The sequence below is a fragment of the Chromatiaceae bacterium genome (assembly GCA_016714645.1).
Taxonomy (GTDB): domain Bacteria; phylum Pseudomonadota; class Gammaproteobacteria; order Chromatiales; family Chromatiaceae; genus M0108.
Genome location: JADKCI010000005.1, coordinates 71,605 through 88,136, shown reverse-complemented (window position 1 = coordinate 88,136; position 16,532 = coordinate 71,605). Strand labels below are relative to the sequence as shown.

The window sequence follows — 16,532 nt, the reverse complement described above, 5'->3', positions numbered from 1 at the left end:
CACCCTCCCCCGCCCGCGCTTAAGCCAAGACATCAGGCCGCTTCCTTCTCGCAGCCCAGGCAGCGCACCGAGAGCACACCGGGGATGGTACGTAACTGGGCCACCGTCTCCTTGGGCACCCATTGATTGACATCGATGAGGGTCACGGCGATGTCCCCCCGCGAGCGATTGAGCATGTCGAGGATGTTGAGGCCCGCCGCCGCCAGGTCAGTGGAAATTTGCCCGACCATGTTCGGCACGTTGCTGTTGACGACCGCGAGGCGGAAGCCGCCGTTGCGCGGCAGCAGGATCTCGGGGAAATTGACCGCATTGGTGACGTTGCCCGCCTCCAGCCAGCCGCGCACCTGGTCGGCGACCATGATGGCGCAGTTCTCCTCCGCCTCGAAGGTCGAGGCCCCGAGGTGGGGCAGGGTCACGACGCGGGGATGATCCTTCAAGAGGTTGCTGGGGAAATCGCACACATAGGCGTAAAGATGGCCGGAATCCAGGGCCGCCACCGCCGCCTTGTCGTCGATGATGCCGTTGCGCGAGAAATTGAGCAGCACCCCGCCCTTGCGGATATTGCGCAGGCGCTCGGCATTGATCATGCCGCGGGTCTCGTCGGTGAGCGGCACATGGAAGCTGATGAAATCGGACCGGGCGACCAGGTCGTCCACACTCAAGGCCTGCTGGACATCGGCGGCCAGTTGCCAGGCCCGCTGCACGGTAATGGTGGGATCGTAGCCGACGACCTTCATGCCCAGGGCGCGCGCGACATTGGCAACCTGGACGCCAATGGCGCCGAGACCGACCACCCCCAGGGTGCGGCCGGGCAACTCGAAGCCGACGAAGTGCTTCTTGCCGCTCTCCACCGCCTTGTTGATGGCCGCGTCGTCGCCCTCCAGTCCGCGGGCGAAGGTCCAGCCCTGGGCGATATTGCGCGCCGCCAGCAGCATACCCGCCACCACCAATTCCTTGACGGCATTGGCATTGGCGCCGGGGGCGTTGAAGACGGGCACCCCCCGCTCTGACATGCGCGCCACCGGGATGTTGTTGACGCCCGCACCGGCGCGGCCCACGGCCCGCAGGGAGGCCGGGATCTCCATCTCGTGCATGCTGGCGGAGCGCACCAGAATGGCGTCCGGATGGGCGATCTCCGAGGCCACCTCGTACTTGTCGCGGGGGAGCCGGTCCAGGCCGGCAACGGAGATATTATTGAGAGTCAGTATCTTGTACATGATTCTTTTAGCAACCTTTAGCCGTATTTACGCTCGAACTCGGCCATGAAATCGACCAGGGCCTTGACGCCCGCCTCGGGCATGGCGTTATAGATGCTGGCCCGCATGCCCCCGACGGAGCGATGGCCCTTGAGGGTCAGGAGTCCGGCGCCCTTGGCCTCGGCCAGGAAGCTGGCGTCCAACTCCGGATTGGCGAGGGTGAAGGGGACATTCATCCAGGAACGGCAATCCGGACGCACCGGGTTGGCATAGAAGCCCGACGCATCAATGGCACCATAGAGGAGCTTGGCCTTGCGCTCGTTGATGGCCCCCATCTGCTCCAGTCCGCCCAATTCCCGCAGCCATTGGAACACCAGGCCCGCCAGGTACCAGGCATAGGTCGGCGGGGTGTTGTACATGGACTCGTTATCGGCGTGGATCTTGTAGTCGAACATGGTCGGCGTGCCCTCCATGGGCTGGCCGATCAGGTCCTCGCGGACGATGACGATGGTCAGGCCCGCGGGCCCCACGTTTTTCTGGGCACCGGCGTAGATGAGGCCGAAGCGGGAGACCTCGATGGGACGGGACAGGATGGTGGAAGACATGTCCGCCACCAGGGGGATGTCGCCGGTTTCCGGGACGTAGGGAAATTCGACCCCTTCGATGGTCTCGTTGGGGGTGTAATGGACATAGGAGGCGTCATCGCCCAGGAGCAGGTCAACCTGGGCCGGCACGCTGGTGAAGCGACCCTCGATGCCCCCTTCCGTAACCGCCACGGTGCAATAACGCTTGGCCTCCTGGATGGCCTTCTTGGACCAGGAGCCGGTCTTGATGTAAGCGGCGTCCTGACCGTGGCGCAGCAGGTTCATCGGCACCATGGCAAACTGACTCGAGGCGCCACCTTGCAGGAACAGGACCTTGTAGTTATCGGGGATCGCCAGCAAGGCGCGCAGGTCCGCCTCCGCCGCCGCGGCAATGGACATATATTCCTTGCCGCGATGACTCATCTCCGCCACGCACATGCCGCTGCCATGCCAGTCCAGCATCTCATCCCTGGCCTGGGTAAGGACGGAGTCCGGCAGCATGGCCGGACCAGCGCTGAAGTTATAGGGTCTTGCCATGGTCGTAACTCCGTATCAATAGGAATATCATAAAGTTGTTAAATGAATTGCCCCGCGGGCGCAGCCCCCTCAAGCCAACTCCTCGCCTTCGGCGCCCCCGTCCGCGCCTTCGCCACCTTCTCCGGCTTCCTCGGCACCACTTTCCAGGGCAAGAATACGTTCCACGCCCGCCAGGCGCTCGCCCTCGCCGACGCGGATGAGCTTGACGCCCTGGGCGGTGCGGCCAACGGTGGGGATCTGCGCCACGGTGGTGCGCACCAGGGTGCCCCCCACGGTAATGAGCATGATCTCATCCTCGGGAAGCACCAGCACGGCACCCACCTGGGGCCCGTTGCGCGCGGAGGTGCCGATAGCGATGACGCCCTTGGTGCCGCGCCCCTTGGTCGGGAAATCCTCCACCGGGGTACGCTTGCCATAGCCATTCTCGGTCACCCCGAGCACGGTGCAGGCCGGATCGACCACCAGCATGGCGATAACCCGCTGGCCTGGGTCCAGCAGGATGCCGCGGACGCCATGGGCACCGCGCCCCATGGAACGGACCTCGGTCTCCCGGAAGCGCACCGCCTTACCCGCGGAGCTGAAGAGCAGGATCTCCCGCTCGCCGTCGGTAATGGCCACATCAACCAGCCGCTCATCCCCGTGCAGGTCCAGGGCGATGATACCCCGCGACAGGGGCCGCGAAAATTCCAGCAGGGGCGTCTTCTTAACCGTGCCCGCGGTGGTGGCCATGAAGACGAAGTGGCCCTCATCATACTCCCGCACCGGTAGGAAGGCGTTGATGCGCTCGCCCTCGCCCAAGGGCAGGAGATTGACCATGGGCCGGCCCCGGGCGGCCCTCCCCGCCTGCGGCAACTCATAGACCTTGATCCAATAGACCTTACCCAGGCTGGAGAAGCAGAGGACGGTGTCGAGGGCATTGGCGACGAACAGCTTGTCGATAAAGTCCTCGTCCTTGGTCGCCGTCGCCGAACGCCCCTTGCCGCCGCGCTTCTGGGCCTGATACTGGCTTAGAGGCTGGGCCTTGGCGTAGCCCGCGTGAGACAGGGTCACCACCATCTCCTCCGGGGTGATCATGTCCTCCAGGGTCAGGTCGCTGTGATCCGTCTGGATCTCGGTGCGGCGGGCGTCGGCATACTGGTCGCGGATCAGCACCAGTTCGTCGCGAATCACCGCCATGAGACTGTCCGGGCAGGAGAGGATGGCGAGTAGATCGGCGATGGCCGCCAGGATCTCCTCGTATTCCTTGATGATTTTATCCTGCTCCAGGCCCGTCAGGCGATGCAGGCGCAGGTCGAGGATGGCCTGGGCCTGGGCCTCGCCCAGTCGGTAACCCTCCGCGCCCAGGCCCAGCCCCGCATCCAGGTCGTCGGGGCGGGTCTGGCTGGCACCGGCCCGCGCCAGCATGCCCGAGACGGCCCCCGGCCGCCAGAGGCGCTCCATGAGCCCCGCTTTGGCTTCCCCAGGGCTGGCGGAACGCTTGATGAGGTCGATGACCTCGTCGATATTGGCCAGGGCCACCGTCAGGCCTTCCAGAATGTGGGCCCGGCCCCGGGCCTTGCGCAGCTCGAAAATGGCCCGCCGCGTCACCACATCCCGGCGGTGACGCAGGAAATATTCCAGCAATTGCTTGAGGTTGAGCAGGCGCGGCTGGCCGTCTACCAGGGCTACCATGTTGATGCCGAACACCGACTGCATATTGGTATGCTGGAAGAGGTTATTGAGCACCACGTCCGGGTAGTGGTCGCGCTTGACCTCGATGACCATGCGCATGCCGTCCTTGTCCGACTCGTCCCGGAGTTCGGCGATGCCCTCGATCTTCTTCTCCTTGACCAACTCCGCCATCCGCTCCAGCAGCCGCGCCTTGTTTACCTGGTAGGGCAGCTCGGAGACGATAATGGCCTCGCGGCCGCTGCGCTTCTCCGTCTCCACATGGGTGCGCGCCCGCATCACGACCCGCCCCCGCCCGGTCCGATAGGCCTCGCGGATACCCCGCACGCCATTGATGATGGCGGCGGTCGGAAAGTCCGGCCCCGGGACCAGTTCCATGAGTTCCTCGATCCCGATCTCCGGCCGCTCGATCACCGCCAGACAGGCCTCGATCACCTCGCGCAGGTTATGGGGGGGGATGTTGGTCGCCATGCCCACCGCAATACCGGAGGAACCGTTGACCAACAGATTGGGAAAGCGCGCCGGCAGGACCTTGGGCTCGTGCTCCGACTCATCGTAATTAGGCGAGAATTCGACGGTTTCCTTGTCCAGGTCCTCCAGCAAACTATGGGCGATGCGCGACATGCGCACCTCGGTGTAACGCATGGCTGCCGGGGCGTCGCCGTCCACGGAACCGAAGTTACCCTGCCCGTCCACCAGCATGTAGCGCATAGAAAAAGGCTGCGCCATGCGCACAATGGTGTCATAGACCGCCGTGTCGCCATGGGGGTGGTACTTACCGATGACGTCGCCCACCACGCGCGCCGACTTCTTGTAGGGCTTGTTCCAGTCGTTCCCTAGCTCACTCATGGCAAAGAGGACGCGCCGATGAACGGGTTTGAGCCCGTCGCGCACGTCCGGTAAGGCACGGCCCACGATCACGCTCATGGCGTAATCCAGATAGGACCGACGCATTTCGTCTTCCAGATTGACGAAGAGAACTTCTTTGGCAAACTCCGGCATAAGAATCGCTAACCTACTAGAGGTAATGGCAAACAGGAACTAAAGGCGATGGTAGACAGGCCTGTCCAGGCCCCCTGGGACGCGTCTTGAGCCCATCGAATTAAACTGGTTAATTCTACCACGCGGGGGCACTAAGCCGCACTTCGAGATAGCTTTTTGATGAACCTGCGACCCGCCCGGGTGGCACTTGGGCGGGTGGGCTGTTGAGGGCGCGAGCAGCGCTGGCTAACCGTGAGAGGCCGCTGCCTATGCCGCCTTCCAGCTCGGAATCTCCCCGTTGCCGAGGTCGAACAGGGCCAGGTCGCGGTCATGGGTGCAGGGTTTCACAAGCCACAGTCGATCAGGTTAGGATGCCGGGTAAGATCGCCTGTCCCCCGACCCCGGCGGGGATGGCATCTCCGGCCACCTTGGATTTTCGAGGTCTCCTCCCGCCTTCACCCCAGCATCTTGCCGCTGCCATGCCTGTCATCGACGAAAATTCGACCTTCCGCCAGGTCTGGGATGCCTGCATGGTCCTGCTGATCATGGCCACCTGTGTCATCGTCCCCTTTCAACTCGCCTTCCATCACCAGGTCTTGCCGTTCGGAAGCCAGTTGGTTTATGGAATCGATTTTTTCTTCTGGTTGGACATCCTGTTTAACTTCTTCACCTCCTATCGGCGCCCCGGTGAGAAGATCATGGAGGTGAGCCAGACCGCCCGGCACTATCTGCGGGGCCATTTTGCCCTGGATCTCATCGCCACCTTGCCGCTGGACGCCCTCCTTCTCGGCCAGGAGCATTTGGCCATCGCCGGCCTGCCCCTGGTCCTGGTGCTTCGTCAGTTGCGTCTCCTGCGCCTGATCAAGCTTTTTGTCATCTTCAGGCGCTGGGATCGCCGAGCCTGGAGCAAGGCCGGTTACCTGCGTTTGACGCTCTTGATAATCGTCTTCCTCATCCTGATCCACTGGATTGCCTGCGTCTGGTTCCTCGCACCCTACCTGGCTGACTTTCCGGAAAATTCCTGGGTGACGGCCGAGGGCATCGCCACGGCGGAGCTGGCCACCCAGTATATCCGCTCCCTCTACTGGGTCGTTACGACCGTCGCCACCGTGGGCTATGGCGATATCCTGCCAGCCAACGATTTTGAATACCTCTTTGCCACCGGCGTCATGCTGCTCGGGGCCTTTATGTACGCCTTCATCATCGGCAACATCGCCAGCCTGGTCCGCAACCTAGACGCCGAGCGGACGCGGTATTTCCAACGCGTCGAGTCCATCGGCAACTATCTGCATGAACGGGGGATCTCGGCACGGCTGATTGAGCAGGTCCGCGATTATTACGACTATCTCTGGGCCCATCATCGAGGTTTGCGGCAGGCCTCCTATCTGGAGGAATTGCCACCTCCCTTCCGGCTCGAACTCCTGGTGCATCTGACCCAGGACCTGTTGGCCACCGTGCCCCTCTTCAGCTATTGCGCGCCGCCCCTGCGTAACGCCCTCCTCCTGGCGCTCCGGGCCTATACCTATGCCCCCGGCGTCAAGATCGCGACGGCGGGCGAGGCGGGTCGCGAGATCTTTTTCCTCAGCCACGGCAAGGCGGCCATCCTGTCCGAGGATGGCAGAGAGCATTACGGCATCCTGGAGGATGGCGATTATTTCGGGAATCTCTCCCTGCTCCTTGGCGAAAAGCGCACGGCCTCCGTCCTGGCCTTGACCTATTGCGAGGTCTTGGTCCTGCCGAGGAAGGCCTACAACCAAATCCGGCGGGAATATCCCGCCTTTCAAGAGGTACTTAAGGAGGTGGCCGCCACCCATACGGGACGGGTCGCTGCTCTGTTGCTCAAAGGGGTCGTCTTGTAACCCAAGGGGGCGATTTCCCAAGGGCCCGGGTGGGCTGCCTCAAAGGATCGCGAAGCTTAGATCCGAGCCGTGACTCAGAGCATGGGACGCAGGAGCGTCTTCTCCAGACGGCGAGCCGCAAGGACGATAATCGAAACCAATACCAGGTAAACCATTCCGGCCATGAGATAGGCCTTGAAGTATTGAAAGTTCCGGGTGGCCAACTCTTGGACCTCGGCAAAGAATTCGGTGTATTGGATCAGGAAGGCCACGGAACTGTCTTTCAGATTCAGGATGGCCTGGTTAGTCAGGGCCGGCACCGACAGGCGGAGGACCTGGGGCAGGGTGATGTGCCTGAAAACCTGCAGGCCCGATAACCCTTGGGCGCGGGCGGCCTCCAATTCATCCTGATTGAGGCCGTTATAGGCGGTCCTGAGGTAGCGGGCGTTGTAGGCGGCCACATTCAGGGTGAAGCCGATGACCGCGACGGCCAGGGGCGACAGGTGCAACCCCCATTGCGGCAGGCCGTAATACATCAGGAACAGGAGCACAATCAGGGGTGTCCCGATGAAGAAGGAGATATAACCATCGGTCAGGCGATGCGTGATCGATTTAGGGCTCAAGGTCATATAGAAAACCAGGACACCCCCAACCAGTCCGTTAAAGGTGATGATTAACGCCAGCAACAGGGTGTTGCCGAGCCCCACGAGAATCTGGGGTCCGTACTCCAGGACCTCCCGCAGGAAGGCCAGCCAGGCGGTCATGGCTTTTCGGTCCCGCGGCCAAAGAAGGCTCGAATATGCGGGTCGTCATGGTCCTCCAGCAAGTGATCGGCATCACCCTCCGCCCGCACTCGGCCATGGTCCAGGAACATCACCCGATCGGATACGTGGCGGGCCAAAAAGACATCATGGGTGACGCAGAGCATGGTCACATTATCCAGATAAAGCTGGTTGATCAGGGCCACGACCTCCCGTGCCATGCGTGGATCCAGGGCCGAGGTCGGTTCGTCAAAGAAGAGCACCGCCGGGTCCATGGCCAGGGCCCGGGCGATCGCCACTCGCTGTTTTTGTCCGCCAGAGAGTTGGGCCGGAAACTTCCGCTCGTGGTCCTCCATATTCATGCGGCGCAGTTCATGCCTGGCTCGGGCGGTGGCCTCGCTGTCGGGCAGACCCCGGAGTTTTCGCAGGCCCAGCTTGATGTTGTCCAGGGCACTGAGATGACGGTAGAGGGCAAAGTTCTGGAAGACGAAACCAATGCGCTGACGCAAGGCGCGCACATCCGTTTCAGGACGGGTGACCTCCTCGCCGCGAAAGAACACCTGTCCCGAGGTGGGGTCGGTCAAGCGGTTGATACATCTCAGCAGGGTTGATTTGCCACAGCCGGATGGCCCCATGATGACCTTGACTTGCCCCTCCTCAAGATTCAGATCGACACCGTTCAGGACCGGCTTGCCCTCGAACTCCTTGACCAGGTTTCTGACTTCCAGTAACGCCATATCTGACCTCAGAGTCGGATGAATCCCGGGACGGAGAAGCGACGCTCGATAAGCCGTACCAGGAACAGCATAAGTTTATAGATGCCGAAATAAAGCACACCGATGGCAAAATAGATCTCCAGCCCCCTCAGGGTGGTGGCGGCCAAGGCCATGGCCTGCTTCATGATCTCGGGCAGGCCCACGGTATAGGCAAAGGGTGAATACTTCAGCACCGTCGTAAATTCATTGAGCATGCCGGGTACGGCGAAGCGCAACATTTGCGGCAACTCGATGGCCAGCAGGATCTGGCGCCGACTCATCCCCATGGCCTCGGCAACCATGATTTCATCGGGATCGACGGACGCAAAGGCCCCCCGAAAGACCTCCGCCAGATAGGCCCCGGCTATGAGCCCCAGGCTGAGCATCATGGCGACGAGGGGTGGCACATTGAGACCCACGCCGGGCAGGCCAAAATAGACGACAAAGAGCAGCACCAATACCGGTACGCCGCGAAAGACGTAGGTGTAAGTCGCCAGCAGGTGATCCAGGGCGCGCAGCTGCAGCCGCGCCAGCAGGGCGACAACCAAGCCGGTGACCAGGCCGGTGGCGATACAGGCGAGGGTCACCAGAATGGTATAACCGGCGCCTGCCGCGAGTTGGGCCAGAATTTGCCAAAAATTCATTGGCCCTGGGTCTCGCGGGTCAATTGAGCCACTTGTCGGCGATGGCCTTCAGCTTCTCGGGCCCGAGTTCGGTCAGATAGCGGTCAAAATCTTCCCGCAAGGGTGAACCCTTGGCAAAGGCGAAGCCAAAGCGATCGAAGCCCGTGAACACATAGCTGTCCTGGATCGGCAACTGCCGCCGATACACCGAGGCCACGGTGCCATCAAGGAAGGCCAGATCAACCCGCCCGTTCTGCAGATCGGCCAGGACCTCGTTGTAGCTGGGATAAAGTTTAACTTTATCGAGGCTGTAGAGGCCCTTGGGCTCCATCTGCGTTTTAATGAAATCCGTGTAGGCCATACCACGGGGGTACCCGGTCGTATATTTTTTCCACTCGGCCAGATCCTCGAATTTGATGTTATTGCTCTTTAGGCTCATCAGATTCCAGGTGTTTTCCAGATAGGGCTGGGAGAAGTCCATGACCTCCTTGCGCTTGTCGGTGATGGAAATACCCGAGAAGGCCACATCGGCCTGGCCGCTGACGACGGCGCCCAGCATCCCTTGCCAGTCATAGGAGGTGATCTTCAGGCTACAGTCCCGTGCCTGACAGTAGCCCTCGAAAATTTCGAGATCCATGCCCTTGGTCTGGCCATTTTCCTCGAACAGGTTGGGTGGGGAGGCCGGCGAGACGGCGACCCGAATCTCTTTGGCACTAGCCGGCATCGCCATACCCAGGGTCAGGCACAGGCCTGCCATCATCAACACCATTAATCTCTTCATGTTTTAGCCTAAAATTGAGTGAAGTGCGCTTACCTGGCCACGAGGGCCGGATAGATTATGGCGTTTCCACGCCCACCTTAATGCGCCTTTTTGGATCCGTCCGGCGATCGATGTGGTCGAGGGCCAACCCCAGGACCCAGATGACCAGAAAATAGATGGCCGCCACCATGATCAAGGGGAAGAAGGCCTCGAAGGTGCGGCTGCGGATGATGTCCCCGGCCTTGGTTAGATCCTGGACACCAATATAGCCGACGATGGAGGTCATCTTGACCAGGGAAATGAATTCGCCGCGATAAACCGGCAGGATGCGCCGCGTCGCCTGGGGCAGGACAACATACAGGAAGGTCTGAAGGCGGGTGAAGCCCATGGCGATACCGGCCTCGGTCTGGCCCCGATCCACGCCCTCGATACCGGTACGGAACATCTCGGAGACGTAGGCGGCGAAGTTCATGCCGAAGGCGATGACGGCCACGATCAGGGGATCGATGTTCACCGAGGCGAAGGCGACGTAAAAGATCAGCATCAGCAGCAACAGTACCGGCAGGCCGCGGATGAGGAAGATGTAACCCGATCCCAGGAGCCGCGGCAGCGTCCGGCGGGACATCCGCAGGTAGCAGATCAGTGCCCCGAGCAGGGTGCCCAGGAGGGTGGAGGCCACCGAGATCAGGAGGGTGGCCCAGAGCCCATTCAGCACGAGTCGCCAGCGTTGTTCGAGGACGAGGTTGGAATAAAAGCTCGCCTCCAACTCGGCGAGGAAGCCAGGTGCCGGCTCCGTCTCCACGGGTCTGGGCGCCTCCGCTATCCCCTGCCCCCCTGGGCCCATGTTCTTCTTCAGGGCCAGGGTGACGGAGGAGACCTCGGCGTAGGGGGTGGAGAAGGTGACCTGTTTTTGACGCTCCTCGGTGACCGCCAGGGCCGAGGCGATCAGGTCCAGTTTGCCGGCGGTCAGGGCCGGGATCAGGGTACTGAACTCCAGGGGCGTCAGCTCCAGGCGCATCCCCTCGTGAGCGGCAAAGCGACGGGCCAACTCGATGTCGAAGCCGACATAGTGGCCATCCACCAGGCCCACATAGGGCAGGCCAACAAAGACCGATATCCCCAGGCGCAGAACCGGGCCCGTCTCGGGGAGCGGGATGTCCGGCATCAGGGCCTGTTTGGCATCGGCCTCGAACCAGCGGGCATGCATGTCGGCATGGGTCCCATCGGCGAGGATGGTCGCCATGAAGCGGTCGAATCGCTCCCGTAATTCCCGGTCACCCGGGCGGAATGCCGCGGCCTGGGACACGGGTAGGATGGGCTCACCCAGCAAGCCGATATCGGGATTGGCCTTCAGGATATCCGGTGCGCTGGTGGCGATGATGATGCCCGCGTCCACCTTGCCCGTTTTCAGGGACGTAATTAGATCGGCATGACCGTTGAGATGGATGACCTGCGCCTCGGGATAGGTATGCACCACATAGTGATCCTGGATGGCCCCGGCGAAGACAGCGATGCGTCCCCGGGCCAGGTCGTCAAGGGACCGCCAGCCGCCATTGGCGGAGGTGGAGCTGGACAGGGGGGCATGCGCCTGGGATTCCCCGCTCGCCTCCCCCCGGCTCGGGGCCAGATTTTTCTTCTGGACCAGGGCGGCCGAGTATTCGTGGTCATAGGGGGTGGAAAAATCGACCTTGGCCCGGCGTTCTTCGGTGATGGAAAGTCGCGACATGATGATGTCGATTTTGCCGACGGCGAGAGAGGTGAGAAGGGCGTCGAACTCTAGGGGCACCATCTCCAGCCGCAAACCTTCCCGAGCCGCGAAAGTCTGGATCAGCTCCATGTCATAGCCAATGAACCGTCCCTGGTCCTGGGCAACATAGGGCAGACCCACCATGAGCGAGGTGCCAACCCGCAGGGGTTGGCCGGACTCGGAGACGGGAATCATGGGCATGACCACCAACTCGGGGTCGGCGATCAGCCATCGGCGCTGAATCTCCTCAAGGGTCCCGTCCGCTTTCGCCGCCGCGATAAAGCGGTCAAAGCGCCCGCGCAGCGCGTCAGCCTTCTTGGGGAAGGCTGCCCCGATGGGCATATCGTAAAAGTCATCCGCCAGAATCGCCAACTCCGGATCGTCCCTAGCGATGGCCCGAATAGAAACCGCCTCGGTGATGGCGGCATCCGCCTTGCCGGTCTTGACCGCCAGCACAAAATCGGCCTGGCTGTTGAGGCGCAGGATCTCCGCCTCGGGAAAGGCGCGGGTGGTGAAGAGGTCCTGGGCGGTACCCGTGAAAACCGCTATCCGGCCTTGGGCCAGATCAGCCAGGGATTGCCAGCCGCCCGTCCCCGCTGCTGTCGCTGGCGCGGTGGGCGGGTCGGCGGGCCCGGCAATCATCCCTCTCGCCAGGCGGAAATTGAGGGCCAGGGCCACCGCGCTGCCATGGGCGTAAGGGATGGAGAAGTCCAGGGCCCTGCTCCGTTCCGCGGTGATCGCCATGCCGTCAGTAATGATATCGACCTTACCCGCGGCAAGGGCCGGAATCAGGGCACCGAAGTCCAGGGACAGAATCTCCAGGCCTATACCCTCCTCGGCGGCGAACCGCTGGAGGATTTCGATATCCAGGCCCACATAGCGGCCATCCTTAATCGCTACATAGGGCAAGTCGGCAACGGACACCCCCAGGAAATAGCCTTCCCGGGGATCAATAACCGGGAAATCGGGCATGACCGCCTGTGCGGGATCCGCGACCAGCCAGCGGCGTTGGATCTCCTCATAGCCGCCATTGGCGCGGAGCTTCTCCAGGAAGCGATTGAACCGCTCGCGCAGCTCGGCCCGGTCTCGGCGAAAGCCGATGCCCAGGGGATAGGTGAAAAAGCCCTTGTCGAGTATCCCCAGCTCGGGATGGGCCCTGATGAGGGTCTGGGCACTGGTGGCGTCGAACAGGGCCGTGTCTACCTTCCCGGTCTTGAGGGCTACCACCTGGTCCGTAGTGCTGTTGAAGGTGGTCACCCGGGCCCGGGGATAGTTCTGCTCGATATAGGGGGCAAAGACGGTGCCCAGGAGGACACCGATTCGCCCCTGGGCCTGGGCCAGATCGCCCAGGGAGGCCCAACCCACGTCCCGGTCCGCCGTCCCACCGGACTGGCCCGCAACCGCCGCCAACCCGGGCCGCGCCGCACCCGCCCCGCCGCTCGTCGGTTGCTGGGATCCCTGGTCGCAGGACATCAGGATCAGGGATGCCAATAGCAGCAGCCACCGGGCGATACCGGCGACGGTGAATATCATCAGCCCTCCTGGGCACTCAAGTGCTTGATCAGGATTAGTTGATTGTGGCCATCCTGACGCTGGTAAGCGACTTCATCCATCAGAGTGCGCATGAAATGAATACCCAGGCCGCCAATCGGCCGATCCTCGATGGAACCATCGAGGATGGCGGCCGGGGCCTCCTCAAGTGGATTGAAGGGTTTGCCGTCATCCGTGAGGATGGCGGTAAGATGTCCGGGTTCCGCGCGCAACCGCAGGCCGATCTCGTGGGTCAAGTCGTCGTCGTATCCATAGGAGACGATATTGGTCAGCAGCTCGTCCAGAACCAGGTTAAGTTGATAAATGTGCTGGACCGAGAGGGCACCCTCCTTGCCGAAGGCCTCGATCTGCTCCGCGAGTTGGGAGATATCCCTAGGGTCGTTCCGCAGCGTAAAACTTTGTTCCAGGACCATGATATTTAATCCCTTCAGAAGTGGTGCGGCCCCTGCCGCCGCAGGATGGGCATGGTGGTAGCGTCGGACCAGGCGGCCCCGGTAGTCGCCATTGGGCTATCGGGACTGGGGTGGGCCGGCAGTTTAACAAAATCCCCAGTGGGTCGGCGTTGCGGATACAGGCTGGCAACCCGCCAGGACCACCAGACCACCCGGGACCACCATACCAAATTGCCAGCAAGGTGCGGCTGTGATAGCGTCTTTGGCGTTCAGATGTGCCCCTTCCCTCCCTTGCACTGGTGCCGACATGCTCACCTTCGCCGAAGAATTCCTGCTGCTAGCCCATGACGAGAAGACTGGCGACTTCGCCGATGTTGGCTTTAGCGTCATGAGCGCCGCCCTCGCCGGGGCCGCCCTGATGGACCTTGCCCTGCTCAACCGCATTGACATGGACAGGCAACGGCTGATCCTCGTTACTCCTGGCCAGACGGGTGAACCCGTCCTGGATTTTTGTCTGGCCCGCATCGGTGGCAGTGCCGACCTAACCACGACCGAGGACTGGGTGGATGAGCTATCCCGGGATGGCGAGGCCCTGCGCGACATGGCCTTGGAGCGGCTGGTGGCGCGCGGTATCCTCAAGCGCGAGAACAAGCGCTTCCTCTGGGTATTTAATACCCGCGTTTATCCCATGAAGGACAATCGGGAGACGGTCGAAGTCAAGCGACGCATCTCCAACATCCTCTTTAGCGACGAGATCCCGGACCCCCGCGACACCTTCCTCATCGCCCTGGCCGATGGCAGCGACCTGCTGAGCCGGGTCTTCAACCCGGACGAGGTGGATCGCCGCCGGGAGCGCATCAAGGGCATCGTGCGGCTCGACATGCTCGGCCAGGTGGTGTGCGATTATGTGCGCGATACCCTCAACGCCCCCCTGATACCACCCCCGGGGCTCTGACCCGCCCGGCCAGAACACGCGCCCAAATCGCCCTGCCCTAGCCTGATCATCGCCGCTATCACCATGCTGACCTTCGCCGAGGAATTCCTGCTGCTGGCCCATGACGAGGACAGTGGCGACTTTGCCGAAATCGGTTTCCCGGTCATGAGTTCCGTGCTCGCCGGGGCGGCCCTCATGGATCTCGCCCTGCTGGGGCGCATTGACTCCGACCCACGCCACCACCTCATCCTGGTTGACCCCAAGCCGGTTGACGAACCCATTCTTGACTTCTGCCTGGCCCGGATCGCCGAGGCCCCGGCATCAAAATCCATCCAGGACTGGATCACTGCCCTGGCGATCCATGGCGCCCGGTTGCGGAGCCTGACCATCGACCGCCTCCTGGCCCGAGGCATTCTGGAGCGGGCCGACAAGCGCTTTCTCTGGGTCTTTCACACCCGCGTCTATCCCCTCGTGGACGAACGCGAAATGGTCGAGGTCAAGCGCCGCATCGCCAACATCCTCTTCACCGACGACATCCCTGATCCTCGGGATACCTTCCTCCTGGCCCTGGCGGAACGTAGCGGTCTGCTGGCCGAGGTCTTCAGTCAGGCGGTGGCGGAGGACCGTCGGGAGCGCATCCAGCAGCTTCTCCACCTCGACCTCTTTGGCCAGGCCGTCAATAGGGCCATCCGCCATATCCAGCTCGCCATGCTGTCCGGCGGCCACGGCGAGGGGTAAGGCGGCGCCGGCCGAGCGGTATCAGGCCCCCCGCAAACGGGGATCGAAGGCGTCCCGCACCACGTCGGCCAGCAGGTTGGCGAAGAGCACCAAAACAAACATGAAAAGAAAGGCGCTGGCCAGGGACCACCAGACGATGGGCTCCCGCGCCAGTTCCAGGCGCGCCCCATTGATCATGTTGCCCCAGGAATTCATGGTCGGGTCCACGCCGATGTTGATGTAGGACAGCACCGCCTCCGCCAGGACCAGCCCACTGAAATCCAGGGCCAGGGCGATGATCACCAGATGCAGGACATTCGGCAGGATATGGCGGGCAATAATGCTCAGGTTCCCCACCCCCAGGGCCTGGGCGGCCTGGACATAATCCACCTCCCGCAGCTTGAGGGCCTCGCCCCGCAAGAGGCGGCAGAGCCCGGTCCAACTGGTCACCCCCAGGATGAGGCAGAGGAAAAAAAGCCTCAGGTCAGCCCGTTGCGCCAGGCTGGTGAATTCCGCCTCATGATTGCTCATGTGGACCTGGAGCATGAGCACGGCGGCGGCGATGAGCAGAACGCCGGGGATGGAATTCAGGGTGGTATAGAGATACTGAATGACATCGTCGGCCAGGCCCCGGTAATAGCCGGCCATGATGCCGAGCAGGATGGCCGCCGGCAGCATCACCAGGGTAGTAAGGGTGCCAATGACCAGACCGGTGCGGATGCTCTTGAGGGCCTGATAAAGCACGTCCTCGCCCACCTTGTCGGTGCCGAGGACGTGGTACTTGACCGCCAACTCCGCGGTGACGGCCCCCAGGATCAGGATCAGCCCCAGGGCCAGGAGCCCGGTCCGCCACGGCCATTGGGTGCCGCCCCTAGCCAGGTCGCGCAGCGCATGGCCCCAGTCCCGGATCAGGCCCCGCGGCGGATTCCGCTCCCGCCCCCTCCGCCGTCGCCAGGCCAGCAGGGCCACGGCCACCATTGTCACCAGGGCCCAGAGGGCCAGGCCCTTCGTCAGGCCGGACAGGCTCGTCAGCATGATGTCGCGGCCCCGCTCTCCCTCCGACGCCGCCAGATGGGCCCCGCCATGGACCAGGCGCGGATAGTCCCGCCGGCTGGTGCCGTCGGGCTGGGCGAGGGTCTCCATGGCGTGAAGATGGGTGGCGAAAGGCGCGGAATAGGTCTTCTCCTGCCGCTCCCGCAGGGGCGCCAGCCAGAGATCAAGGAGACTCAGCACCTCCGAAGACTTGCCCCCCACGCCACCCCCCGCCGGGGCCTCCAGGCGCGGATGGAAGTGGACCGTGTCCAGCAAACCGATGGCCGCGTAGCTGCCCAATATCACCAGAGACACGACCCCCACCCGGCTCTGGACCACCCATCGCCAGGGCGCGCGCAGGTGCTCCCGGCGCGCGGCGTAGAGGCCAAAGGCCAGCAGCAGCCCCACCAGCAGGAAGACGAAGATGTCGGTCAGAAGCAGGACGGGCATGCTTAT

13 protein-coding genes are annotated in these 16,532 nt (G+C 62.6%); 3 read left to right on the top strand and 10 right to left on the bottom strand.

Features of this window, described 5'->3' with window-relative positions:
• Positions 1 to 32 precede the first annotated feature (32 nt).
• The 3 genes from IPN92_16915 to gyrA form a co-directional block, all read right to left on the bottom strand.
• Complete coding sequence (locus IPN92_16915) at positions 33 to 1,217, bottom strand: phosphoglycerate dehydrogenase (GenBank protein MBK8639866.1); 1,185 nt, start codon at positions 1,215 to 1,217, stop codon at positions 33 to 35.
• 17 nt (positions 1,218 to 1,234) lie between these two features.
• Positions 1,235 to 2,317, bottom strand: coding sequence for a 3-phosphoserine/phosphohydroxythreonine transaminase (gene serC / locus IPN92_16910; protein MBK8639865.1), 1,083 nt, complete (start codon positions 2,315 to 2,317; stop codon positions 1,235 to 1,237).
• Positions 2,318 to 2,386: 69 nt separating this feature from the next.
• Positions 2,387 to 4,987, bottom strand: coding sequence for a DNA gyrase subunit A (gene gyrA, locus IPN92_16905; protein MBK8639864.1), 2,601 nt, complete (start codon positions 4,985 to 4,987; stop codon positions 2,387 to 2,389).
• 458 nt (positions 4,988 to 5,445) lie between these two features.
• On the opposite strand from gyrA, the gene IPN92_16900 reads away from it, so the two are divergent.
• Positions 5,446 to 6,825 (top strand): ion transporter, encoded by a 1,380-nt coding sequence (locus tag IPN92_16900; protein ID MBK8639863.1) that lies wholly within the window; start codon positions 5,446 to 5,448, stop codon positions 6,823 to 6,825.
• 74 nt (positions 6,826 to 6,899) lie between these two features.
• Here IPN92_16900 and IPN92_16895 read toward each other — a convergent pair whose 3' ends face one another.
• From IPN92_16895 to IPN92_16870, 6 genes are all read right to left on the bottom strand, one after another.
• Entirely contained in the window at positions 6,900 to 7,568 is a 669-nt protein-coding gene (locus IPN92_16895; GenBank protein ID MBK8639862.1) for an amino acid ABC transporter permease, read from the bottom strand.
• Positions 7,565 to 8,302, bottom strand: coding sequence for an amino acid ABC transporter ATP-binding protein (locus IPN92_16890; GenBank protein ID MBK8639861.1), 738 nt, complete (start codon positions 8,300 to 8,302; stop codon positions 7,565 to 7,567). Before IPN92_16890 ends, IPN92_16895 begins: the two co-directional genes overlap by 4 nt.
• Before the next feature lie 8 nt (positions 8,303 to 8,310).
• Positions 8,311 to 8,964 carry an amino acid ABC transporter permease gene (locus tag IPN92_16885; protein ID MBK8639860.1) on the bottom strand — a complete coding sequence of 218 codons (654 nt, stop codon included), beginning with the start codon at positions 8,962 to 8,964 and terminating at the stop codon, positions 8,311 to 8,313.
• A 19-nt stretch (positions 8,965 to 8,983) separates the two neighbouring features.
• Positions 8,984 to 9,703 carry a transporter substrate-binding domain-containing protein gene (locus tag IPN92_16880; GenBank protein ID MBK8639859.1) on the bottom strand — a complete coding sequence of 240 codons (720 nt, stop codon included), beginning with the start codon at positions 9,701 to 9,703 and terminating at the stop codon, positions 8,984 to 8,986.
• A 76-nt stretch (positions 9,704 to 9,779) separates the two neighbouring features.
• A complete protein-coding gene (locus tag IPN92_16875; GenBank protein MBK8639858.1) occupies positions 9,780 to 12,983 on the bottom strand; it encodes an ABC transporter permease subunit in 3,204 nt (1,067 codons plus the stop codon).
• Positions 12,983 to 13,408, bottom strand: coding sequence for an ATP-binding protein (locus tag IPN92_16870; GenBank protein MBK8639857.1), 426 nt, complete (start codon positions 13,406 to 13,408; stop codon positions 12,983 to 12,985). The genes IPN92_16875 and IPN92_16870 overlap by 1 nt, the downstream gene beginning before the upstream one ends.
• A gap of 292 nt (positions 13,409 to 13,700) precedes the next feature.
• Here IPN92_16870 and IPN92_16865 point away from each other — a divergent pair, with 292 nt between their 5' ends.
• The gene (locus tag IPN92_16865) at positions 13,701 to 14,348 is read left to right on the top strand and encodes a GPP34 family phosphoprotein (protein ID MBK8639856.1); all 648 of its coding nucleotides are present in this window, start codon (positions 13,701 to 13,703) and stop codon (positions 14,346 to 14,348) included.
• 63 nt (positions 14,349 to 14,411) lie between these two features.
• A complete protein-coding gene (locus tag IPN92_16860) occupies positions 14,412 to 15,065 on the top strand; it encodes a GPP34 family phosphoprotein (protein ID MBK8639855.1) in 654 nt (217 codons plus the stop codon).
• Positions 15,066 to 15,086: 21 nt separating this feature from the next.
• Here the strand turns inward: IPN92_16860 and IPN92_16855 are convergent, their stop codons facing one another.
• Positions 15,087 to 16,526, bottom strand: coding sequence for an ABC transporter permease (locus tag IPN92_16855; protein MBK8639854.1), 1,440 nt, complete (start codon positions 16,524 to 16,526; stop codon positions 15,087 to 15,089).
• Between the last annotated feature and the right edge of the window lie 6 nt (positions 16,527 to 16,532).

Excerpts from the sequence above, each read along its gene's own strand:
- IPN92_16915 (MBK8639866.1), bottom strand. The coding sequence starts at position 1,217 with ATGTACAAGATACTGACTCTCAATAATATCTCCGTTGCCGGCCTGGAC.
- serC (MBK8639865.1), bottom strand. The coding sequence starts at position 2,317 with ATGGCAAGACCCTATAACTTCAGCGCTGGTCCGGCCATGCTGCCGGAC.
- gyrA (MBK8639864.1), bottom strand. The coding sequence starts at position 4,987 with ATGCCGGAGTTTGCCAAAGAAGTTCTCTTCGTCAATCTGGAAGACGAA.
- IPN92_16900 (MBK8639863.1), top strand. The coding sequence starts at position 5,446 with ATGCCTGTCATCGACGAAAATTCGACCTTCCGCCAGGTCTGGGATGCC.
- IPN92_16895 (MBK8639862.1), bottom strand. The coding sequence starts at position 7,568 with ATGACCGCCTGGCTGGCCTTCCTGCGGGAGGTCCTGGAGTACGGACCC.
- IPN92_16890 (MBK8639861.1), bottom strand. The coding sequence starts at position 8,302 with ATGGCGTTACTGGAAGTCAGAAACCTGGTCAAGGAGTTCGAGGGCAAG.
- IPN92_16885 (MBK8639860.1), bottom strand. The coding sequence starts at position 8,964 with ATGAATTTTTGGCAAATTCTGGCCCAACTCGCGGCAGGCGCCGGTTAT.
- IPN92_16880 (MBK8639859.1), bottom strand. The coding sequence starts at position 9,703 with ATGATGGCAGGCCTGTGCCTGACCCTGGGTATGGCGATGCCGGCTAGT.
- IPN92_16875 (MBK8639858.1), bottom strand. The coding sequence starts at position 12,983 with ATGATATTCACCGTCGCCGGTATCGCCCGGTGGCTGCTGCTATTGGCA.
- IPN92_16865 (MBK8639856.1), top strand. The coding sequence starts at position 13,701 with ATGCTCACCTTCGCCGAAGAATTCCTGCTGCTAGCCCATGACGAGAAG.
- IPN92_16860 (MBK8639855.1), top strand. The coding sequence starts at position 14,412 with ATGCTGACCTTCGCCGAGGAATTCCTGCTGCTGGCCCATGACGAGGAC.
- IPN92_16855 (MBK8639854.1), bottom strand. The coding sequence starts at position 16,526 with ATGCCCGTCCTGCTTCTGACCGACATCTTCGTCTTCCTGCTGGTGGGG.